This is a genomic window from Panacibacter microcysteis, assembly GCF_015831355.1.
Classification (GTDB): Bacteria; Bacteroidota; Bacteroidia; order Chitinophagales; family Chitinophagaceae; genus Panacibacter; species Panacibacter microcysteis.
Genome location: NZ_JADWYR010000001.1, coordinates 2,797,978 through 2,819,673 on the forward strand (window position 1 = coordinate 2,797,978; position 21,696 = coordinate 2,819,673).

General features: G+C 43.4%; 14 protein-coding genes. 5 read left to right on the forward strand and 9 right to left on the reverse strand.

The annotated features are described in order from the left end of the window. The first annotated feature begins 57 nt into the window (after window positions 1-57). The 3 genes from I5907_RS11505 (at window position 58) to I5907_RS11515 (ending at window position 2,622) form a co-directional block, all read left to right on the forward strand. Window positions 58-405: a 4Fe-4S dicluster domain-containing protein gene (locus I5907_RS11505; protein WP_196990856.1), complete on the forward strand. Its 348-nt coding sequence runs from the start codon at window positions 58-60 to the stop codon at window positions 403-405. 380 nt (window positions 406-785) lie between these two features. Further along, on the forward strand, window positions 786-2,318 hold the full coding sequence (locus I5907_RS11510) for an MFS transporter (RefSeq protein ID WP_231402030.1): 1,533 nt from the start codon (window positions 786-788) through the stop codon (window positions 2,316-2,318). A gap of 46 nt (window positions 2,319-2,364) precedes the next feature. Beyond that, complete coding sequence (locus I5907_RS11515; protein WP_196990857.1) at window positions 2,365-2,622, forward strand: DUF6814 family protein; 258 nt, start codon at window positions 2,365-2,367, stop codon at window positions 2,620-2,622. Between the two features lie 178 nt (window positions 2,623-2,800). Here I5907_RS11515 and I5907_RS11520 read toward each other — a convergent pair whose 3' ends face one another. The 5 genes from I5907_RS11520 to I5907_RS11540 all read right to left on the reverse strand — a co-directional run bounded on the left by I5907_RS11520 (window position 2,801) and on the right by I5907_RS11540 (window position 8,753). Beyond that, on the reverse strand, window positions 2,801-4,753 hold the full coding sequence (locus I5907_RS11520) for a protein-disulfide reductase DsbD family protein (protein ID WP_196990858.1): 1,953 nt from the start codon (window positions 4,751-4,753) through the stop codon (window positions 2,801-2,803). A 12-nt stretch (window positions 4,754-4,765) separates the two neighbouring features. Beyond that, on the reverse strand, window positions 4,766-5,218 hold the full coding sequence (locus I5907_RS11525; protein ID WP_196990859.1) for a protein-disulfide reductase DsbD domain-containing protein: 453 nt from the start codon (window positions 5,216-5,218) through the stop codon (window positions 4,766-4,768). Window positions 5,219-5,392: 174 nt separating this feature from the next. Further along, entirely contained in the window at window positions 5,393-6,055 is a 663-nt protein-coding gene (gene purQ / locus I5907_RS11530; RefSeq protein WP_196990860.1) for a phosphoribosylformylglycinamidine synthase subunit PurQ, read from the reverse strand. 179 nt (window positions 6,056-6,234) lie between these two features. Further along, window positions 6,235-7,215 carry a hypothetical protein gene (locus I5907_RS11535; protein ID WP_196990861.1) on the reverse strand — a complete coding sequence of 327 codons (981 nt, stop codon included), beginning with the start codon at window positions 7,213-7,215 and terminating at the stop codon, window positions 6,235-6,237. A gap of 11 nt (window positions 7,216-7,226) precedes the next feature. Next, entirely contained in the window at window positions 7,227-8,753 is a 1,527-nt protein-coding gene (locus I5907_RS11540; RefSeq protein ID WP_196990862.1) for a hypothetical protein, read from the reverse strand. Between the two features lie 344 nt (window positions 8,754-9,097). Between I5907_RS11540 and I5907_RS11545 the strand changes: the two genes are divergently transcribed. Beyond that, window positions 9,098-11,083: a KUP/HAK/KT family potassium transporter gene (locus I5907_RS11545; RefSeq protein ID WP_346266778.1), complete on the forward strand. Its 1,986-nt coding sequence runs from the start codon at window positions 9,098-9,100 to the stop codon at window positions 11,081-11,083. 163 nt (window positions 11,084-11,246) lie between these two features. On the opposite strand, the gene I5907_RS11550 is transcribed toward I5907_RS11545, so the two are convergent. Then, window positions 11,247-11,537, reverse strand: coding sequence for a hypothetical protein (locus I5907_RS11550; RefSeq protein ID WP_196990863.1), 291 nt, complete (start codon window positions 11,535-11,537; stop codon window positions 11,247-11,249). A gap of 176 nt (window positions 11,538-11,713) precedes the next feature. On the opposite strand from I5907_RS11550, the gene I5907_RS11555 reads away from it, so the two are divergent. Further along, window positions 11,714-12,472 carry an SDR family NAD(P)-dependent oxidoreductase gene (locus tag I5907_RS11555; protein WP_196990864.1) on the forward strand — a complete coding sequence of 253 codons (759 nt, stop codon included), beginning with the start codon at window positions 11,714-11,716 and terminating at the stop codon, window positions 12,470-12,472. Here I5907_RS11555 and I5907_RS11560 read toward each other — a convergent pair. From I5907_RS11560 to sov, 3 genes are all read right to left on the reverse strand, one after another. Beyond that, a complete protein-coding gene (locus I5907_RS11560; protein ID WP_196990865.1) occupies window positions 12,469-13,542 on the reverse strand; it encodes a cytochrome-c peroxidase in 1,074 nt (357 codons plus the stop codon). The genes I5907_RS11555 and I5907_RS11560 overlap by 4 nt on opposite strands. Then, window positions 13,539-14,198 carry an MbnP family protein gene (locus I5907_RS11565; RefSeq protein ID WP_196990866.1) on the reverse strand — a complete coding sequence of 220 codons (660 nt, stop codon included), beginning with the start codon at window positions 14,196-14,198 and terminating at the stop codon, window positions 13,539-13,541. The genes I5907_RS11560 and I5907_RS11565 overlap by 4 nt, the downstream gene beginning before the upstream one ends. Before the next feature lie 335 nt (window positions 14,199-14,533). Continuing rightward, window positions 14,534-21,679, reverse strand: a complete 7,146-nt coding sequence (gene sov / locus I5907_RS11570) for a T9SS outer membrane translocon Sov/SprA (RefSeq protein WP_346266779.1) — start codon at window positions 21,677-21,679, stop codon at window positions 14,534-14,536. Between the last annotated feature and the right edge of the window lie 17 nt (window positions 21,680-21,696).

The window sequence follows — 21,696 nt, forward strand, 5'->3', positions numbered from 1 at the left end:
ATTTAAACTGCTTAATTATCTTTGGTCTATATTATAAACTTCAAAATTAACTATACCATGGCTATAAAAATAACAGATGAATGTATTAACTGTGGCGCCTGCGAACCCGAATGTCCTAATAATGCCATTTATGAAGGAGGCGTAGAATGGGCAATTGCTGACGGAACAACCATAAAAGGATCTTTTACACTTATGGACGGTGCCGTGGTAGACGCAGATGAGCGCTTCGCGCCCATTAGCGTAGATACTTATTATATTGTTCCAAATAAATGCACGGAGTGCCAGGGATTTCACGAAGAGCCACAATGTGCATCTGTATGCCCGGTCGATTGCTGCGTACCTGACGAAATGTACCAGGAAACGGTAGAAGAGCTATTGGCCAAGAAAGATAAAATGCATATTTAGCCAAATAAACAGTTGAAATTTTAAGGTAGAAATCTTTTTGTTTTCAGGTTTAATCTCTACCTTTCATATATCAAAGAACTGTTGCGAAAGCAGCAATTATCAAGCGGGTGATATTTCCCGTAGTAGAGGTGAAGGGTCAGTAATCCTTCACCTTTTATTTTGCGCTGCTGATTCTCCGCCTGGTCATCTTACTTCACTTTTTTACCTTAAATAGTTGTTGCAATAGTGGTATAGCCCGCATATCGTTACATATAAACACCATCGTTTAATGATAACAGCAACACGGCAGATAATTGACCGGTTATGATGTTTTAAACACAAACATCAATATCTTTAAAGCGATCCTCATTGCCATATAACGATCAACCAAACACAACAACATGCAGCATAAGAAAAGCCCGATGGTTACCATCATTGGTGCGTCATCGGTTGGAACTATGATAGAGTGGTACGACTTTTACATTTTTGGAAGCCTGGCAACAATTATTTCCACGAAATTTTTCCCCTCCGGTAATCCTACAGCTGCATTTCTTTCCACGCTGGCAACGTTTGCTGCAGGCTTTGTAGTAAGACCTTTTGGTGCACTTTTTTTTGGCCGCCTTGGAGATCTTATTGGCCGCAAATACACTTTCATGGTCACATTATTGCTCATGGGCGGTGCTACATTTCTCATTGGCTGTATACCATCTTACGAAACGATAGGCTTTATGGCGCCCGTGCTCATACTTCTCCTGCGTTTGCTACAGGGACTTGCTTTGGGTGGCGAATATGGCGGCGCAGCAACGTACGTTGCAGAACATGCACCTGCTGACAAACGTGGGTTTATGACCTCCTGGATTCAAACAACCGCCACCATAGGCCTGTTTGTCTCTTTACTCGTGATCATGGTTACCAGAAGCACTTTGAGCAAGGAGGCTTTCGATAGCTGGGGTTGGCGTGTTCCATTCTGGGTGTCCATTCTCATGGTATTGGTGTCTTACCTTATTCGTAAGAACATGGAAGAGTCGCCCATCTTTGCAAAAGCCAAGGCTGCGGGCAAAACTTCGGTTAATCCTCTAAAAGAAAGTTTTGGTAATAAATACAACTTCAAATTTGTATTGCTGGCATTATTTGGTGCCGTTATGGGGCAGGGTGTAATCTGGTACACCGGCCAGTTTTATGCTATGAGCTTCCTTGAAAAAACAATGAACATAGATAAGGTGCAGGTTGACAGTCTCATGTTTATCGCGCTGATAATGGGTACACCTTTTTTCCTTGTGTTCGGGTGGCTGAGCGATAAGATAGGGCGCAAATGGATTATGATGGCGGGTATGCTTGTCGCAATCGTTTCTTATCGCCCTTTGTACGAAAAAATGTTCCAGGTAACCAACGCTAAAAACAAGCAGGAAGTTGTTGCTTCAACAACCACAACCGGAGTTTTGATGCAACGTGCTGATAAAGATTTCGATTCTGTATATACCACCAAAAAAACTTTTACAGATGGTACCATCTACACTGAAATAAAAACAATCCCTTACAAAAATGGTGTTGCTGAAATGGTAGACGGAAAACAGAAAATTTCCTCCGCCGTCACGCTTACCATAACAAATAAAGACAAGTGGTCTCTTATATGGCTGGTATTTGTGCAGGTGTTGTTTGTTACAATGGTTTATGGCCCTATTGCAGCTTTCCTTGTTGAAATGTTTCCGACCAAAATCCGGTATACGTCCATGTCTCTGCCTTATCATATCGGCAATGGCGTATTTGGTGGATTGCTGCCCGCTGTAGCTACTTATCTGGCAACAAGCGCCAAAACAGCAGGAGATGGTCAGTGGTATCTCGAAGGCTTGTGGTATCCGATAGGTGTAGCCGCAGTCTGCCTTATAATCGGGTTGATCTATATTAACCCGAAAGACAAAAGAATAGATGATTAATGTTAGGGCTGCATCAACTCAAATAACTCGCAAAATTTATACGTTCATGAACAACATCAAAAAATACCTTGGCATTCTTTGGATAGCCATGGCCGCGGCCATCGCTTACTTCGGATTTACAGAATTCGGTTATCCCAAACTTACTTCAGGCAAACAGGAAGACCTTGTATTCGGTATCATCATCGTCTTTATACTGTTGCCAATCATTTCCGGCGGCCTGTTCATTTTTGGTAAGTATGCGCTGCAAAATGAGTACGATCTTGTGCAGGATGCACCGGATCATGCACATTATACAGAACGATGAGCTGCACATAAAAAATACCACGGCTTTGCAGCAATGGCATTGTCAAAAAAACAAATTATGTAGCGGGCAGTATCACTTTCCTCATCGCCTGTTGTGTCACTCACTGCATCATTCTGTCCTTTCTTCAACTGCAGTTCCAGCATACTGTTTCCCCGCCTGTTCCAGGTAAGCTCCGGGCCTACCTGTTTTTATCAAATGTCTCTTTACCACATTTCAGCCATGCAAGGTATTCCTCGGCATCGGGTGTATAACCTACAGGCATGTTCAAAACCTGCTCTTTACCATTAAGCAATACATACAGAGGTTGCGAAGCCTGCACAAAATTTTCCTGCTGAAATGTTGCCCATTTATCGCCAATCGTTTCTATCTCTTTCGCAAAACCTGTTTTGGTTGTATAAGTAAATCTTTGTTCAACGGGCAGTTTCGCCCTGTCATCTACATATAATGAAACAAGGATAAAGTTCTTTTCAATATACTGTTTTACTGCAGGGTCGGTCCAAACATTTTCTTCCATTTTCCGGCAGTTGACACAGGCCCAGCCTGTAAAATCAATCATAATGGGTTTATCTTGTTCTTTGGATAGCTGCAACGCCTTTCCGTAATCATTTACCACTGTTGCCTCAAGGCCTTTGTTGTGTACATTTTCCCTGCCATAAACGCTGTAAGAGAATGGTGGCGGAAAACCACTCAGCAATTTAAGATTTGCATATTCCGAAGAGGTAACACCTGGTATAAGATACAACGTAAACAGCATCGCTACAACGCCTGCCACTTTCCTGCCCTTGCCTATTTTCATGCCCTTATAGTCATGCGGCAATCGTATTACGCCAAAAAGATAGAGCGTTAAACATAAACTGATAATGATCCAAAGCCCGATGAATACTTCCCTTTTCAAAAGCTCCCAATGCATAACAAGATCTGCATTTGATAAAAATTTCAGGGCCAGGCCTAGTTCTGCAAAAGCCAGCACTTTCTTTACCGTATCAAGCCAGCCGCCCGACTTTGGCAACGATTGCAGCCAATGCGGGAAGATAGCAAACAATGCAAAGGGTAATGCCAATGCCAGACCAAACCCTGCAAGACCGGCGGTAAGCTCCCACGCGCCACCACTTAAAGAACCCACCAGTAAAGAGCCAAGAATAGGGCCCGTACAGGAGAAGGAAACAATGGCCAGCGTTAGCGCCATAAAAAATATACCGCCAATACTTCCCAGGCTTCCTTTGGCATCTGCCTTGCCGGCAATACTGCTTGGCAGTGTAATTTCAAAAAAGCCAAAAAAGGAAATAGCGAAAAAGATAAAGATCACGAAGAATACAACATTCAGCCACACATTGGTAGATATGTTGTTGAATATCTCCGGTTGCACATTACCCAATATGTGAAAAGGAATACTTGCCAGTGTATAAATCAAAAAAATAAATAAGCCATACAATACCCCGTTTTTAACAGCCTGTTTCCTGCTGCCCGATCTCTTGGTGAAGAATGACACCGTAACAGGTATCATCGGGAACACACATGGCGTAAGCAAAGCGATAAGCCCGCCTGCAAGGCCCAGGAAAAAAACGGTAAGTAAGCTTCCACTTTCGTCTTTCTTTGCTTCGCCACAATTGCTCAGCGGGTTGGCTGTATCTGCATTGGTAATTAAAATCCGGTTTGCGTTTGCATCGGCACGCTTTCCGCCTTCGAGTGGCAGCGTAAAGCCCTGCTCGGCCGTTTGAAATTCACCGGGCCTTCCCAGGTAAGCTACGATCCTGCCTTTTATTTCAGCAGGTATGGTGCCGCTAATGGCAAAACGTTGTGTAATGTTTACGGTTTCGTTATACACGTCTACCGGTTTATTGTCAAAAGTGGGGTCTGTAATGGATTGTGTTTTTCCCGCTGCATTAATCGAGGCTGTATTAGCAGCATTCTCGTAATCATAAGTGACCGTGATTGCTTCTTCAAGGCCGGCAACAGATGGGTTAATAGCATATACGCTCCAGCCTTCAGGTGCCTTTGCAATGGCTGTAATTTCGTATGTACTGTCGCTGATATGTTTTATAGCAATCTGCCACTTCAGCAAGCTGTCAGTTTGGGCAAACGCAACAACGGCTGTCAATAACACTACGACAGAAAGCAAAACTTTTTTCATGCAACAGGATTATTATTGAAGCGGAAGATCAAATGAAACTTTCTTTGGCGGAAGACATTCACTGTCGTTACACACCATGTATTCTATGGTGCCGGAAACATTCGTCTTTACAGAAGATTTGACGTTCACTATTTGTGTAAACGTTACTTTATTATCAAAATACTGTACATCTACACCAAAAACCTCTTCATGCTTTTTTTGCAGGTTACCGGTTTCTTTTGGTATGCCTTTTATAGTTAATAAAGGGTTTGTTTTATAAGAAAACTTGGTGGGTACAGGGCCACCTTTTGGCGTTGTTTGCGAATATATGTGCCATGGTTTTTCAACCACGGCTGTATAAGTAACCTCGTATACCTTATCAGCAATTTTTTTGGCAGCAAATGTCCATTTTACCGGGTCTTTGAACTGGCTAAAACCAACTGCTGAAATGCTGAATAAAGTAATAAAGAGTAATAGTCTTTTCATGATTTAAAAAGTAATGTTTGTGCAATAACTGCGCTGCCTGTACCCGGCGTGCTGCCACATGTTATGCAGTACAGGAGTGCGACGCAACCGGTGCTCCATCGTTGCTGCAAAAGCCGGGTTCATAATAAAAACATATATACGTAACCCGTTGTTCAATACTTGCACCAGCTATTGTTAATTCAAACCCAAAAAGCGGAACACTTCCAGGCCGTCTTTGTTACCGAGCTGATCGTTGGATGCCCTTTCGGGGTGTGGCATCATACCAAAAACGTTGCCCCCGCTGTTTTTTATACCGGCAATGTTGCGGATGGCGCCATTTACATTGTACAAAGGATCAATCTTGCCATTCTCATCGCAATATTTAAAAAGCACCTGGTTATTGGCTTCCAGCTCGTTCAGTACCTGCTCGCCGGCAAAATAACGGCCATCTCCATGCGCCACCGGAATTTTGAGCGCCTTTCCCTGCTGGTCGTTGATGATAAAACTGTTTTTGCAAACAAACTTCTGCTGTGCATTAGGCAGTAATACACCAGGCAGTAAATGACTTTCGCAAAGAATCTGGAAACCGTTACACACGCCCAGTACTTTGCCGCCTTTGTTGGCAAAATCAATCACGCTTTGCATCATAGGGCTAAAGCGTGCAATAGCGCCGCAACGCAGGTAATCGCCGTAAGAAAAACCACCCGGCAAAACGATGCAATCATCTGTAGAAAACATGCTCAGGTCTTTGTCTTTATGCCAGAGCATCAGTACTTCTTTATTCATGTCGTGTTGCAATGCATCCTGCATATCGCGGTCGCAGTTAGAGCCGGGAAAAACAACGATTCCAAATTTCATGCGTGTATATTGAGGTTAAATTTTATAGATGAACTTAACGGTAGTGCTACTATTAAGCTTTGGTTGTGTCACTCACTTGTACGCCTGTGCATGCTTCTACAGTTCCGGGTGTATCAGCGTACGCTGATTGCAACAAAAAAAATAAAGCGCAAAGGTAGAGCCTCAACCGCTAAAAAGAACTAAAAATTAGTCACAATCCAGTTGTTAACGATGATCATGGCCACAAATGCCCAGAATAAAAGCGCGGGTACAAAAACTTTCTTTGGGTATTGCCATGTGTTTGCTATAAAAGCAGCAGCGGCGGGCACACACAGCAGTAATGCGTTTGGCCATGCATTTTTCATAAAATACACACCTGGTATAAACAATATAACCATGAAGAATAAGATGATCCAGTTTTTTCTAACCTGTATTACCATTCTGCCACTGTTGGCCTGCCACAGGTAGATACCGCTTACAATACCCAGCCCCGCCAGCGAAAAAGTAAGCATGTTCATAGCCAGATTTGGTGGCCGTATGATCTGCAGGTCAAAAATATGGAGCTGTTGCAGCACTGTCTCCAGTCTGTCGTTCCAAAACAGGTAACCGCCAAGAAAGTAGAATGGTGTAAGAATACCCAGTAGCAGTATAAGCCATTCATTAAACCTGAACGGCCGGAAAACCGCCAGGGCTATAAAAGAAACCAGTACAACAGGCAGCGATGGAAAATACAACAACACGGTGCAACCCGCTATCATGCCAATGTTATATACAAGTGAACGCGGCGATGAACTGTTATAAAGCTTCATGATCCTGAAAAGGAGCCATATAACCATAGAATTGATGACCAGTGCAGCAGACAGGTTGTTCCATACCGGTACCAGCGCCGTAAGCAGCACATATGCCAGCGCAGTGGTATAACCCTGCCGCGGGTACATTCTAAGGTCGTTAAGCGCATAATTGAGCCGCAACGCCTGTAATATGATAATTGCGTGGTACAACAGTGCAATGGCAACAGCCGGCATAAATGTAAGCCTGCTTAATACCCAATAAATAAGCCCATCATCCGATGAGCTGTTTATTACCGGGGGTTGTTGTAAAAAGAAAAGTCTTGTGCCAATACTTACTACGGTAAGACTAAAAACTGCCGACGCTGATTTTTCTTTAAATATTGATACCACTTGTTTTGCGCTTAATATTCAACTTTTGCAAAACAAATGTAGTTCCTGTATTGGCAAGGAACAACTAATTCGTAGCCACTTACCTGTTTTGCAAACTTTGGCATAAACTGGTATTCCTTGCTAAGGTTACGCAAAGTGGGGCTGCGGTTGATTTCCCCGTCTGGCGAAAGGCTTTGATCTGTTAGTAGCTGTGTTCTCTTTTCAAGCTGGTTAAAAAGAAAATGAAACCTTCCGCCGGTGTTTAAGGTGCCGTAGCCAAGAAAGTTGTCGGTATAATCATCGTACTGGGATTTATGGATAACGTTTGTCCACTGCATTTTCGCAGACGAATCGAAAGAAATGATGGCAATATTATCTGCATAATACCTGTTCACCTGGAAACCACTGTTGCCAAAGCGCGACCATGGATAATAATAACCGCCATAAAAAGGCGAACTGTAATAATAGTTATAAGGCCTCATAAACGGAGAGCCGTACAGGTAATCCCAGCGGTTATAGTTAGAGCCTCTGGAACTGCTGTATAAAGACTCAGAGGCAATTACAAAACCGCCATCTTTTTTCACCAGTATGTTTTGTATGTAAAAGTCATTGAAGGCGTATTTCGGGTTTCCTTCAGATTTTGCACTGTTGCGAATTTCTTCCGAAAAGGTAGTGTTGCTGCTGTATACCAAAGATTGATCGGCCTTATTCCAGAGTGCGCAAAACAGGCCATCAATATTGCCACGTTTTGTTTTGGAATAAAATGAGGTAATAAGGTAACGGCCGTTCACGTTGTCGGCTTTTATCTTAACGTCATCGAGATACATATCTTTTATATCGAGCGGGTAGCTGTAAACACTGTCTTCTGCCGCCTGTTTGCTGAGTAAAGTAAGCTGTGTAAGATTATCATTGTCTGATGTGCCGGCCGCCCGCAGAAAGAGCATCGACGCATCGTTGCCAAGTGTAAATTCTGATAAAAAATCTGAGCGATCCGGCATGTCTACATATACCCGTGAACGGTTGATTTTTTTTAGTTCGTTATCAAGCAGCACAGATGTAAGGGCATACCTGTCGTTGTTTTTGCTGTTGATCTTGAACAGCATGATCTTTTGTTTGTCTTCGCTGTTGATGACATTATAAATCCTGTTGTTTGAATAAGAATTTACGGTCGTTGTATCCAGTTCATAAGGCTCACCTACTATTTTACCATTGCCATCGATCTTTGCGGCCATCATGTAAGCAACATTGCGGCGCTGGAACTGGTAAAAAAGATAAAAATGATCTTTATAAGTAATAAGGTCTGTACCAAGTGTTTTGTCTGGAACAAAATCGAGTGTCACGTTTTCTACCAGCTTCATTTCATTATCATACACAGATACGTAATTGCTCGACCGGTAATTTTTGAAAATAAGATAATGATCATTGATCTTGCCTACGATGTCAAAATTCAATGACTTCTGATCATTTCTATCGGGTTCTGAATAAAATATTCTTTGTGCATGTATGGCTGAGGTTGAAAAAACGGCAAGCAAAAATATCAACACACGATTTCTGAGCATAGATTAATGAGTTTAGACAAACAAATGTAAGTATAAGCCGGTGGCTGTTTTGAATTGAAACTGTAAATTAACAGTTTTTGAAAAAGAGTGTTGTAACTGCTATGGCATTTTATTTTTAAAAATAAAATCACTATACATTTGCTAAGGATTTGAACAATACTTACAGATCTTTTACAGTTGAATGGGGTGGTAATGGCTGTGCATGGTCGTGCACGGCCGCCATGAAAAATCAACAGTACAAGAGTGCGACGCAACAGGCGATGCCAGAGGTGGCGCTGCCGGGTACACAAACATCAAATCTTTTTACTGTACACTGTAAGTTTTTCCTGAACAAAATATACTCTGTGGGCAAGCATTTAAACAAAGTTACAGCAGCCGGAATTTTAGTAGCACTTGGAATTATTTACGGCGATATTGGAACCTCCCCGCTTTACGTATTTGATGAGATTATCAAAGGAAAAGTGATTACGGAGGACCTGGTTATTGGCAGCTTGTCGTGTATTATATGGACACTTACACTGCAAACCACCGTCAAATATGTTATTCTTACGCTGAAGGCCGATAACAGGGGTGAAGGTGGTATCTTCTCTTTATATGCACTGGTAAGGCGGCAAAAGAAATGGCTGGTGCTACCCGCCATGATTGGTGGTGCGGCATTGCTGGCCGATGGTATGATTACACCGCCTATATCTGTTACTTCTGCCATTGAAGGCTTGCGGCAGATTGAAGGCGTGCCGTTCTTCCGGAACATCTCGGAAACCCAAATTGTTGTAATTGTATGCTCTATTCTTGCCGTATTGTTTTTCCTGCAGCAGTTTGGAACCGCTTCAATCGGCACGCTATTCGGCCCTATTATGTTTGTATGGTTTGCCATGCTTGCTGTGCTGGGCAGTGCGCATTTAATGGACGACCTGCATGTGTTTCGTGCATTTAGCCCGCATTATGCCATTGAATTGCTGGCTACTTATCCCAAAGGTTTCTGGATCCTGGGGTCCGTCTTTCTCTGTACCACGGGTGCCGAAGCGTTGTATTCAGACCTGGGCCATTGTGGCCGCGGCAACATCCGTTACTCATGGATATTTGTAAAAGCGTGCCTGATTGTAAACTACCTTGGCCAGGGCGCATTCCTGCTGGCGCACTTCGAAGGGAACGCTATTGACAGCGAAACCTTTAAAGTACTATTCAGCATTATGCCCGACTGGTTCAGGCTTATAGGAATTGTAATTGCCACTACCGCTGCCATTATTGCCAGCCAGGCATTGATCAGCGGTTCGTTTACGCTGATAAGTGAAAGCATTAGGTTGAACCTCTGGCCTAAAATGAAGATCAAGTACCCCACCGAAGCACGTGGCCAGTTATTTATTGGCGGCATAAACCTGATGCTCTTCCTGGGCTGCTGTGGTATAAGCATCTATTTTAAAAATTCCACACATATGGCTGCAGCTTACGGCCTGGCCATCACGATGTGTATGATAAGTACTTCCATTTTGTTTGCCAATTACCTGGTGGGTAAGCGCACCTATGCTGCGTGGATCTACCTCTATTTGCTGGTTTACCTTACAATCGAGATTGCATTTCTCATTGCTAATCTTGAGAAGTTCCCGCATGGTGGTTTTGTTACGCTCATTGTGGGCGGCGCTCTTTTTGCCGTAATGTATGTTTGGTACAGGAGCCGCCGCATTAAAAACCGCTACGTGGAATTTGTGCGGCTGGAGCATTACCTGCCTATGATACAGGAGCTGAGTAACGATAAGACCGTTACCAAGTATGCCACGCACCTGGTGTACATGACAAGCGCCAACAACCCCAAAGAGATTGAGCACAAGATCATTTATTCTATATTGAATAAAAAGCCCAAGCGTGCAGATATTTATTGGTTTGTACATGTAGATACGCTCGATGACCCATATACCTGCGAATATATTGTTGACCACATTATACCCAATGACATCATTCGTGTAGAATTTCGCCTGGGCTTCCGGGTACAGCAGCGTATAAACCTCATGTTCCGCAAAGTGGTGGAAGAACTGGTAAATAACAACGAGGTTAATATTACCAGCCGCTACGAAAGCCTTGAGAAAAACAACGTGGTGGGCGACTTCCAGTTTATTGTGATGGAAAAATACCTGTCAAACGATAATGAGCTGCCTTTCTTTGAGCGCGTGGTAATGAAACTTCACTTCTGGCTGAAAGAAGTGAGCCTGAGCGAAGAACGTGGTTTTGGACTTGACCCGAGTTTTGTAACCGTCGAAAAATTCCCGCTCATCGTTTCGCCGGTAGCGCAAATACCATTAACCAGGATTTTCTCTGAGTACGACCAAAATGAATAAACATAAAACAGCCGGTAATTTTGTTACCGGCTGTTGTTTTTTATGGCATCGCCTGTTGCCACGCTCGTTTCAACGTTCCCTTTTTATGGCAGCTGCAGCGTGCGCTTTCCACCAGCTGCTTTAATTAGTTACTTCACCTGCCATGCTGCTGTCACAGCCTGGATTAACGTGCAGCGGTAATATCAACCTTTGTTTTCCTGCCCGCAGCATACTGGAACAACCACATAATGGTAAAACTTGGAATAAAATCAGTACCTGGCAACAACTCTTCTGCAAAGTTGAAAATACCACCAAACGCACCTTTCCAGCCGCCAAAAGTTTTAAAGAAGATCAGCCCGGAAACCGGCGCCCAAATAATGTCACCAAACTCACCCAAACCAGGAATGGCATACGTGGCATAACCCACAATGTCCATCACAATGCAAAATAAAAGCGATGTTTTCTGATTGCTCATGTGAAATGTTGATATTCTTTTGTTACAAATTACCAGCCATTTTTTTACGCACTATATGTAGCCCGGGCGCAAAAAATATTACAATAACGCTGTACTGTTGTTTTTCTCAAAACACAACTTTAACAAAACACGGTTGTATAGCCCCTCGCAATCAACGGCTGTTTTATCTTTACAGTATGAGCAGGATAATACTTGTTACCGGTGCAACGTCAGGTTTTGGTAAGGCCATAGCAGAAAAATTTGCTGCAAACGGCTGGCATTGTATAATCACAGGCAGGCGTGCAGGCCGGTTGAACGAAATAGCTGCAGCGCTGCGGGAACAGCATGCAGTGAATGTTTTGCCACTGGTTTTTGACGTACAGCAGAAAGAGGCAGTCTTTGCGCAAATCACAAATCTACCCGAGCAATGGCAGCACATTGATGTAGTAGTCAACAATGCCGGTCTGGCGCTTGGCCGCGACAGTTTTGAAATGGCAGACCTGGCCGACTGGGAAACCATGATTGATACCAATGTGAAAGGACTGCTCTATGTTTCAAAGGCGGTATTGCCATTTATGATAGCACGTAAACAAGGGCATATCATTAATATTGGTTCTACCGCAGCCAAAGAAGTGTACCCGAATGGCAATGTGTATTGTGCTACAAAGTCTGCCGTAGAAGCCATCAGCAAAGCCCAGCGTATAGATTTGTTGCAGCATAAAATAAAAGTAACCGCCATTCATCCCGGGGCTGTGGAAACAGCATTTTCTGTAGTACGTTTCAAGGGAGACGAGGCAAAAGCAAAAGCCGTTTATGAAGGCTACAAACCATTGCATGCAGCCGATATTGCAGATACCTGTTATTATTGCGCAACCTTACCGCAACACGTTTGCATCAATGATCTTGTTATAACCTGTACTGCACAGGCAAATTCACTGTTTACGTACAAAGGTTAGAATTTATGTATGTCGGGAACGGCTGCAGGCATCCTGTTTTCAAAACCAGGAGGAGCAAAGCGTTTATCTGTTAACAACGTTGAATCTGTGAGTGTATAAAGAAAAGCGGTAAGCTGGCCGATCTCGTAATTGGAAAGTGGCATGCCATGCACCAGTAATGAATCGGTTGTTGGTCCTTTCACCATATCATGCCTGTAAAAATTAAATACTTCAATAAGCGAATAAAACCTGCCATCATGCGTGTAAGGAAAAGTAACCTGCACGTTGCGCAATGATGGTACTTTGAATTTTAAAGAGTCTGCCGCTTTGCGGGTTATACGCATTCTGCCATTATCATTCAGGTATTCATCTGCCGGAAGCCCGATGTTCCTGTAGCTAAAATCGGTGAAGAAAGGTTCTGTATGACAGCCGGCGCATTTACTTTTAAACATGGCGTAACCTAATTTTTGCGACAGGTTAAAGCTGTCTTCCCCACGCATTACCCGGTCGTATTTGCTGTTGCTGCTTACCATCATTAACACAAACTGGCTCAGCGCTTTGGTCATACGTTGCGTATTGATTGTTCCATCTCCAAATGCTGCTTTAAACATGCGCCTGTAGGCGGTATCTGCTTTTATTTTCTGTAAAACATTTTCAATGTCTTCTGCCATTTCATTGCTGTCAGTCAGCGGGGCAAGTGGTTGAAGATCCAGGTGGTTGATACCGCCATCCCACATAAAATCTTTTTGCCAGGCTAGGTTGAAAAGCGGTGTTGCATTGCGCTGCGAAAAATGGTTGTTATGGCCATGGCTTAAACTGTGATCATACGTTGCAAAAGCGGCAAACTGCTGGTGGCAACTGGCGCATGGAAAATTACCATCCTTACTTAAACGACCATCATAAAACAATTTTCTGCCGAGCTGAAAACCCTCTTCTGTAAGCGGATTGCTTTTAAAATCGTACACCGGCTGCGGCCACCCCTCCGGAACTGTAAACTGCAGCGGATGTGTGTTATAAGGCTCAACACTTACCCAACCTGCTGCGGTAAAAAGCAGCGCAACAATAACACATATAGTGGCGCTTAATTTCATTCAGGCAATATTGTGGTAAACATGTTTGCATAATTATCTGCCAGCTGCATGGCCATTGCGCCTGGTTCATGACAAAAGGCTTTGTCAGATAACTTAATATCATGTACACCAAAAAACCATTTTAAAATATCTGCATAAACAGTCAGCGTGTTATACCCGCCGGCATTTGCAGGAAGTATAATTTTTCTTGTAACGTCTTCGCCCTGCCTGTAGCCGCCAACATGATAGCTGTATGCATGTGCAGGCGTTTTTGCGGCGGCAGACCTGCCTTCCAGTTTGGCCATTACATAGCCGCTGTTCCAGGTCCAGTACATGCCTTTTGCCGGATCTAAAACACCTGTCTGTACGCCACTTGTGTTTTTTACACTGTCTACACCCAGCAGAAATTCAACTGTTGCAATGCCGGAAAGCGTTGTTATAAGTGAAATGTTTCCTGACGCGGTATCGTTTTCGCTAATGAGGAAGTACTGATCTTTAAACGTTTCTTTTTTTCCGTCTGCATCTGTCAGGGTAATGTTGGAGATATAATATTTGAAGTTTCTTACCTGCAGCGTTTCTCCAAAATGGTTTGTGTAAAGGCTGTCAACATTCAGTGGTTGTTTACCTGCCACGTTGTGAAAACTGATCGTGAATTTATGCTGTGCTTGAAGGGCCATATGTATGCATAACAAAATGATGATGGCGGTTATTTTTTTGTGAGCCCGGCAATAGTATGTTATGGCATCGCCTGTTGCGTCGCACTCTTGTGCTGCAATAACATTATGGGGCAAGCGCGAAGGTTTGCCTGTTTTACTGTAGTTATATCTTAAGCTGTATAAATTCATGTGGCGTTTACAAATGTAGGTATTGATCGTTGTTCATGTAAAGTGTAAAAAACCTCAAAGCGCAGCTTTGAGGTTTTTTGTTGCATTATTTGTTGCAGTACAAGAGTGCGACGCAACAATAGCTTAATAGTTATTCTGCAGCCGGCTACACAATTATTACAACATTGCTACTGTTGCGGGTTTGGTGCCAGTGAAATTCTTATCTGCAAACCAGCCCGTGTATTTACAGTTGGTGCAGAAGTTGAAATATATGGCGATATACGCTGCTGGTCGAAATAGAATTTGATGTTGATACGATTGCTGATCACGTAGTCTATAGATGGCTGTATGGTAATTACTTTTTGCCCGCCGGTACTATAAGCATTGGCCTGGTCGAGGCGGCTGTTACTTTGTATATCATCGCGCATGGAAAGATCAACGTTGATGTTGAGATCATTGCCCTGGTCTGTCTGCTTCATGAAAGGCAGTTTGATCGGGAGCTTCACATTTTTGGTTCTTACGCTTCCGCCAAACGTCCATTCGGTACTTCTTACTTCTGCAAGCTGGTAATCAATAAGGCTTAAACTTAACTGCCGGCTTTTTTTATAATCGAACCTGAAACTTGTCTGGTTAACCGTTGTAAAATCAAAACCGATTAATGGTGCAAACTGCTCCTGTATGCTAAGGTTTGGTACCAGGTAGAAAGGCACATAATAACCTGACGTGGGATCTTTAAACTGCGGCGCGCCAACATTGAAAGGATCATTGTACAGCAGTGCGCTTGTAAAAGAATTCATACTAAGTGTTGAGTTGTAGGCATGTGTTATAGAAATATTACTAAACACGCTTGCAATAGCAGGAATTTTTGTAAGCCCGGTATAGGTTACGCGCCAGTTAGGCAATGGTTTAATGCCGCTGAACGGGTTGGACTGCACATTGGGATTAGACTGTTTGATAAGGCCAACGGTATTGGGGTCTTTATTGGTATAGGCAGCAAGGAATGCTGGTATCAATACATCCTGTGCATACCGGCCGTAACCTTCGGGGAAACCATCATCAGTTGTGCCGCCTGTGTAGTAAGGATTAGACCTGGCAAGCCTGTTTGCAATAACGATCCTGTTGTCCTGGAACTTGTTGAACGTTTGCGAAACCTCTGTTGGTTTATACTTCTGGAACAACGTTTGGAAGCTGATGTAAGACACACTGAAGCCGCCACTGGCCAATGGACTTAGGTGACGGAATTTATCACCGCTTCCGCTGGTGTCTTTAAATAATTCTGTATAACTTTTGGTAAATGTTTTATCGAGGTTTATGTCTATTACAAATTCCCTGAATGGTTCCAGCTGGGCGGTAAGGCTTATACGCTGCTCATAATCCTGCGCATACAAAAGGTTGAACGTGCTGTCCCGTGTTATTAAACCCCTTCTTGCTTTATCGTTGAGCCATGCCGAGTCTGGCTGCCTGCCAAACACATAGTCAAGACCGGGTTGCATAGATTTCCAGTTTTGGCCGAGGATTTTGGTGCTGTCTGTATAACCCGGTACGCGGCTGTTAAAGTTTGCACTGTAGTTGACTGATGCACGTTTTACCATTGTAACTATACCGACTGCAGTTTTGGCAACACCAGACGGGCCGCTTACCACTTTATTCTTTCTGTCGAGTTTTCGTTTTGCCCTTTTATCTGCGCGCCATTTACGTAATGCTGTTTTCTTTGCTTTGCCTTTGAGGTCTTTGATAACTTCTTCTCTTGTTTTAATGTTGATGGTTGAATCACCATTGCCCGCATTGTCATCAGGCTGCTCATTTGGCTGGGTCATTTTATCGAGCCAGCGGGATTTGCTGTATAAACGCGTGAAATCAAATTCACCTGTTAAAGAATTTTGCTGGCTGTTTTCAATAACGTTACCAAGATTGCGTGCCAGCAAACTTGCTGCAGCCCAGTTATAGGTAGTGGTGTAGCTGTAGCGCATATTGATCCAGTCGGTTGCGGGTAGTTTGGCCAGTGGCGCATTGTAGCTGAATACAGCTCTTTGCTGGTAAACCGTGCTTCTTCCACCTTTAAAGAAATTCGTTCTTACAGAGTCTTTTTTGAATTTCGTATTCAATAAACCATAAGGTTCATCAACCCTTGCGTAGTTGGTGGCGCTGAAGTCGAAATTGAGGCTTCGTGTAAAATCCCAGCGAAGGTTGTAATAGCGGTCGAAGGTGAAATACTTATCGTATGTGGTATCTACACGTTCAACCTTGCTGTCGAAAGTGTTTACGATACGCGGCGTGTATTTACCAAACTGGCGGTTTACATCTGTCCGGAAACTAAGCAGTGAGGGAACGGGGTTAACATTAAAATCCCTGATCAATGCCAGCCATGGGCTTTTGTTTTTGATCCATTTTTTAAATGGTTCCCTGTATTTTGCTGTTCCCGTAAAAGTGTATCCTACGCCAACCCTGTGTTTGTTGATGCTGTTAAGGAGTATCAGCGGGTTTGTTTGTTCAAAGTGCGTGTAGGAGTAACTGAAATCAAAATTTTTCAGGTTCCATAGTCTTTGTTTCTGTACGTTTTGGCCAAACCTCACATTGGTAAAGTTCAATGTTTTGATGGTTGTTTCATCCAGTGCAACATTTTTGATGGAGTCTTTCTTATCACCTGCATTGGCAAGCTTGTATTTGTATTTTACATCTTTATCGTATGGATCGTACTCTGGTGTAAGAATTGTTTTATTTACACTTGCATATACAGGAATGGTTATGCCCGAATTTCTCGGCAGCAGTTTACCGGCATCAACCGTAAGTGCCACATCATATTGCACCATGTTATCCCTTGCACGCTCATTGGCACGTTGTTCGATGGTGCCAAAACCCTGGGTATACGTATTTGCAGAAACAGATAATGTACCAAGATCTGCCAGTTGTATATCAGCACGACCCAAAGCGGCCCAGCCACCATTCTCATCAATTTTGGAAAGACGCAGCTCATTGACCCATACCTCGGTGCTGAGGGTTTCATTGGTGGCGTTTTCAACACCAACAAGGATTCCCTGTACTTCTGCCAAATTAGGATTACCAAGAACAGAAATGGTCTGCGTACCCAATTGCTCCCTGTAAATAGTGCCAAGAGATTGCTGTGCTGCATTTCTACGCTGCTTAAGTTGTATCAGTTCATTTAAAGCGATGTCCAGGTTGTTTTCAACTGGCCATATCTGGTCTGCCAGGCTCGCACCAAAATCGGTTGCTTTTAAAGGAATGCGTATTTCGTAGTAATTATTCAGGAAATCCTGGCCGAGCCTTATTACTGCAACAAAGTCGCCGGTATTAAGATTGCGCTGACCGATCACAGATTCGCTGTGAAGGAACATGGATAACTGGCCATATTGCCTAAGATCAAGATTCAGTGTTTTGAATACAGCCCTCGATTCACCTTTGGTTACATTGGTCAGTTTAAGGCTCATGGATTGTTCATTCTGCAGCAGGTTTACGCCATTGTTACCCAACAACTGTACCCGCTCAATACCCGGCGGAATTTTATAGGGTATAGGCTGGCGGCTGCTATTTTCTTCAACGTTAACGGCCAGCACATTGATCTTGGTAGAACTGTTGGCCGGCAGTGGCGTGTAAGAGCCGGTTGTGTCCAGTTCGTACGTAAAAGTTCTCCATTGGTTACGAACAAGATCAAGACTGGCAAAACGCATAACAATTGAATCTTCAAAATCTGTCATAAACATACGCACAAACCTGATCGATTTGAAATCCGGTATCTGGCCTACTTTGCCCGAATAGTTTTTGATCGGTATCCTGAAAAGAAACCAGTTCTCATTTACTGATGTACCGTCTGCAAGTTTTGCAGTAACCGTTCTTTTATCAGTAATGTAGGGTGTATTGTTTACATCCATACCAGGCTTCAGGTCTATCTCGTACTCGTAGTATTCTTCTGTTTCGTTCAAGGTATTATCCCGGTTCAGGTCTTCGTTATCAGGATAAAGTGTCACAGCCGGTGAAAACTGTGAAGTGCCCGTGGCAATAGGGGAGTTGCCCTGCGGGTTATTGTGATTCTTGTACCTGCCCAGAATACCTGTACCTGACGCATCATAGCTGGCATCCCGGTACCATTTATAGTTATCGTGCGATGGGTCCTGTTGTGCACTCTGGTATACCGCAGATCCTGTTCCAAAAGTGGAAGCGAGGTTGGCAAGATAAGGCGCCTGTTTCAGCCTTTCAGAGTCATCATCATTGCCATCGAAACCTACGTCCTGGTAAGGGCGGTCTGCCGGGTCATTGCTAAAAGCCTGTGTTATCTGTATGGGGTTTACAGGCACGCGACCCCAAACACTGTTGTTATCGTCTACGGCAGCAGGTTGAGTTGGTGTGTTCAAACCATTTTCGTAAAAACGCAGACCGTCTTTTAAAACATCTTCACTGATATTGCCAAGATTCAGGATCAGTTTGCCTCCTGTACTTACCGGGCTTTTGATAAACGGATCCTGCACCCAGAATTCAATAAATTCAATGTTGCTTGTTTCAAAATCTGTCTGGTCTATGTTGCGCATGATGCCGCCCCATTTTTGCTTTGGAAACCTGAATTTTCCTCTTTCATCCATGTCTGCTCCTGAAGACGTAAAGTTATAAGGGCCTGCCTCTGTAGGGTAATAAGCAAGATCAAAGGTTGCATTTAGTACGTCGGTAATATTCGTTGTGCGCTGCGGAAATAATTCATTGGTGTAAACTGCCCTTACCCTGGGGTCACTAAGACCTGCAAGATTGCCACGTAAAGGATTGTTTGGGCTGTTTTTGTCCTGCAATGTTGGTTCTATGTTGTACCAGGCAATTTTCGCCCTGTTCTTTCCATAATCGAGATTGTTCGTAAGCGTGGCCTCGGGGAAAGTTGTGCCCTGCGGTGTAGAGGCAAGTGTCCAGGCTACAAAAGGGAAACGCAGATCAATACTACTGGTGGTACCCTCAAAATCGTCCAGGTAAATCAAACCACTTTCTCCTTTACCAATCTGGCTCGGGTGACCAGGTTTTAATACCGCTGCTTCACCGTAAGCATTGATGGTACTTACCGTTTTTGAATCGTAGAAAGGCAATTTGTTTAATAACCGTGTAAGGCCGGGTAACTCCGAGTTGTAATTGAAGTCTACCCCATACATCCTGTTTTGAATAGGATCTTCGCCGTAATTTACTTTGGTAAAGAATGGCCTTTCGGTAAGGCGTTGCATCGTTGCACCGAGAGACAACTTTTTATTTACCAGGTAATCCAACCTCAAACCAAAAAAACTTCGTTGTTGTATACCAAATGTGGCATTGTTCTCATACTGCACATTAACCGGTACACCAGAGTTAAGAATTGCCTGGTTAATAACTTTGAGTGTACCCAGGTTGTAGTCAATGATGTAGTCTACATTTTCCTGCAATATTTGTCCGCCGGCAGTTACCGACACTGACCCGGGTGGTATATTAAAACCGCCAAGATAGATATCTGTTGTAGAGCTACCCTTAATGGTTCCCTGTACATAAAAGCGGTCAAGGTTTGCATATGTCTGGGCAATTGCTTTAATCGAATCGTATAATTGCGGAAACAGGTATTGATTTTTGATATCCTGTGGCTGACCGCTGAAAGCTGTTGAATCCAGGTAATTGCCAAAAGGTTCCAGTACAGGAAAAATTATCTTGCCCTGTTGTGATAAAACTGTAAAACTATCCACATAATCAAACTGGCCATCCGGTAACGGGTCGTTACGATTGTTTAACCTGTCAAGGTTTAATATGCTCAACAAAGGTTTACCGGAATAAGCTTCATCGGTAACAGGCAGGTATCTTTTTAAACCACCGCTTGGTTCCTGGTATAGCACGTTGATGTTAAAGCCATCTCTCTGTAAACCTGTTACATCCAATGAGTAAATGTTTTTCATCATCAGGTTCCAGAGTGGCAGTGTTGGCCGTTGCGATGTGGCTTTTAATAATTTGAGGAACAATACCTTTTGTACGCCCTGAGTAGAGTCAACGTTTACATCCTGTGAAAATTCACCTACCTGAAACACCTGCCCGTTATATGTGTACTGGTAAGCAATAGCCAATACTTCGTCTGGTTGTAACTGCTGGTTGAGGGAAAGAAAACCAACCTGTGGGTTAAAGTAGTATTCCGAAGGGTCAAGCTTCCTGGCAAATGTTTTTTCAAAATCATTTACCGGCGTTAAACCTAAACCAAGCAATGAAGTGTTAATGAAAGCCGGGTTACGGTTTGCATCATTACTGCTCAGCTTCTGGTAAAGGTCGTTTGAACCATTGGATGGCAACGGGTTTGAACTCAAAGAATTGATATTGGAATTGTATGGGTCATTTTCTGCAAGGTCCATAAAACCTACAATGTTCCTTGTATTGGTGGTGGCACCATTACGGTTGGTTACCCAAACCTCCAGTCTCAGAATTTGTGTCTGGCTGCTTACATAAGGCAGGTTCTTCATTGCCTTTTCGTAATTGTTCCTGAAATACTGCGCCATCAGGAAGTGCTTGTTCTCATCGTAATCATCCAGCTTTTTGTTGATCACCTGGTTAAGACCACCGCCCTGCAGTGTAAGCGACTGGCGTTGAGAACGCTGGTTGGCCAGTGCCGTAGTAATGAACAGTTTACCAAACTGCAATTGGGTCTTTACACCAAACAGGCTCTGCACACTGGCCATCAGGCTTCCTTTAGACTGAAATGAAATATTACCTGCTTCCACGGATTTGATGATTTCATCATCCTTGCCTTTATAATCGAGCTTAAGCTGGTTTTCGAAATCAAAGTTGGCAAGCGTATTATAACTAATGGGTAGTTTAAGCTTATCTCCAATGTTCGCATTAATGTTTACATTGGCATTCATGTTGAAATCAAACCCACCCGTTTTCCTGGCCGCTTCCGGCAGTGTTGGGTTTTTTATATTCTGGCCCTGGTAGCCCGCAATAAGATCAACATTACCTTCCGGTTTAATGTCCACCTTCAAACCCTGCGGGCCCACACCAAAAATTCTGTCGAATAACTGGTTATACACCCTTGGCCTGGGTCTTTGCACACGACGGTTGAGATCAAACAGTGTTTTGGAACGTTCAGAAAAATAATCGTTCTCCGAGATCTGGGATTGCAGTCTCATAAACTCATCAAACGAAAGCGTAGATTTCCTGTAAACGGTATTGCCTATCTTCTCTACAATGTAGTATTGTTTTGTGGTGGGGTCATACTCAATTTCCTGCTTTACAAATGAGGTGTCTTTTATGTCAAAAGGGTTGTTATAACGCCACGTAAATCTGTCACCACGCCGGTCTTTCAATGGAAAACGCAGCGAGTCTGTTTTTTGTGCAAACACAGGAATGCCAGTTGCAA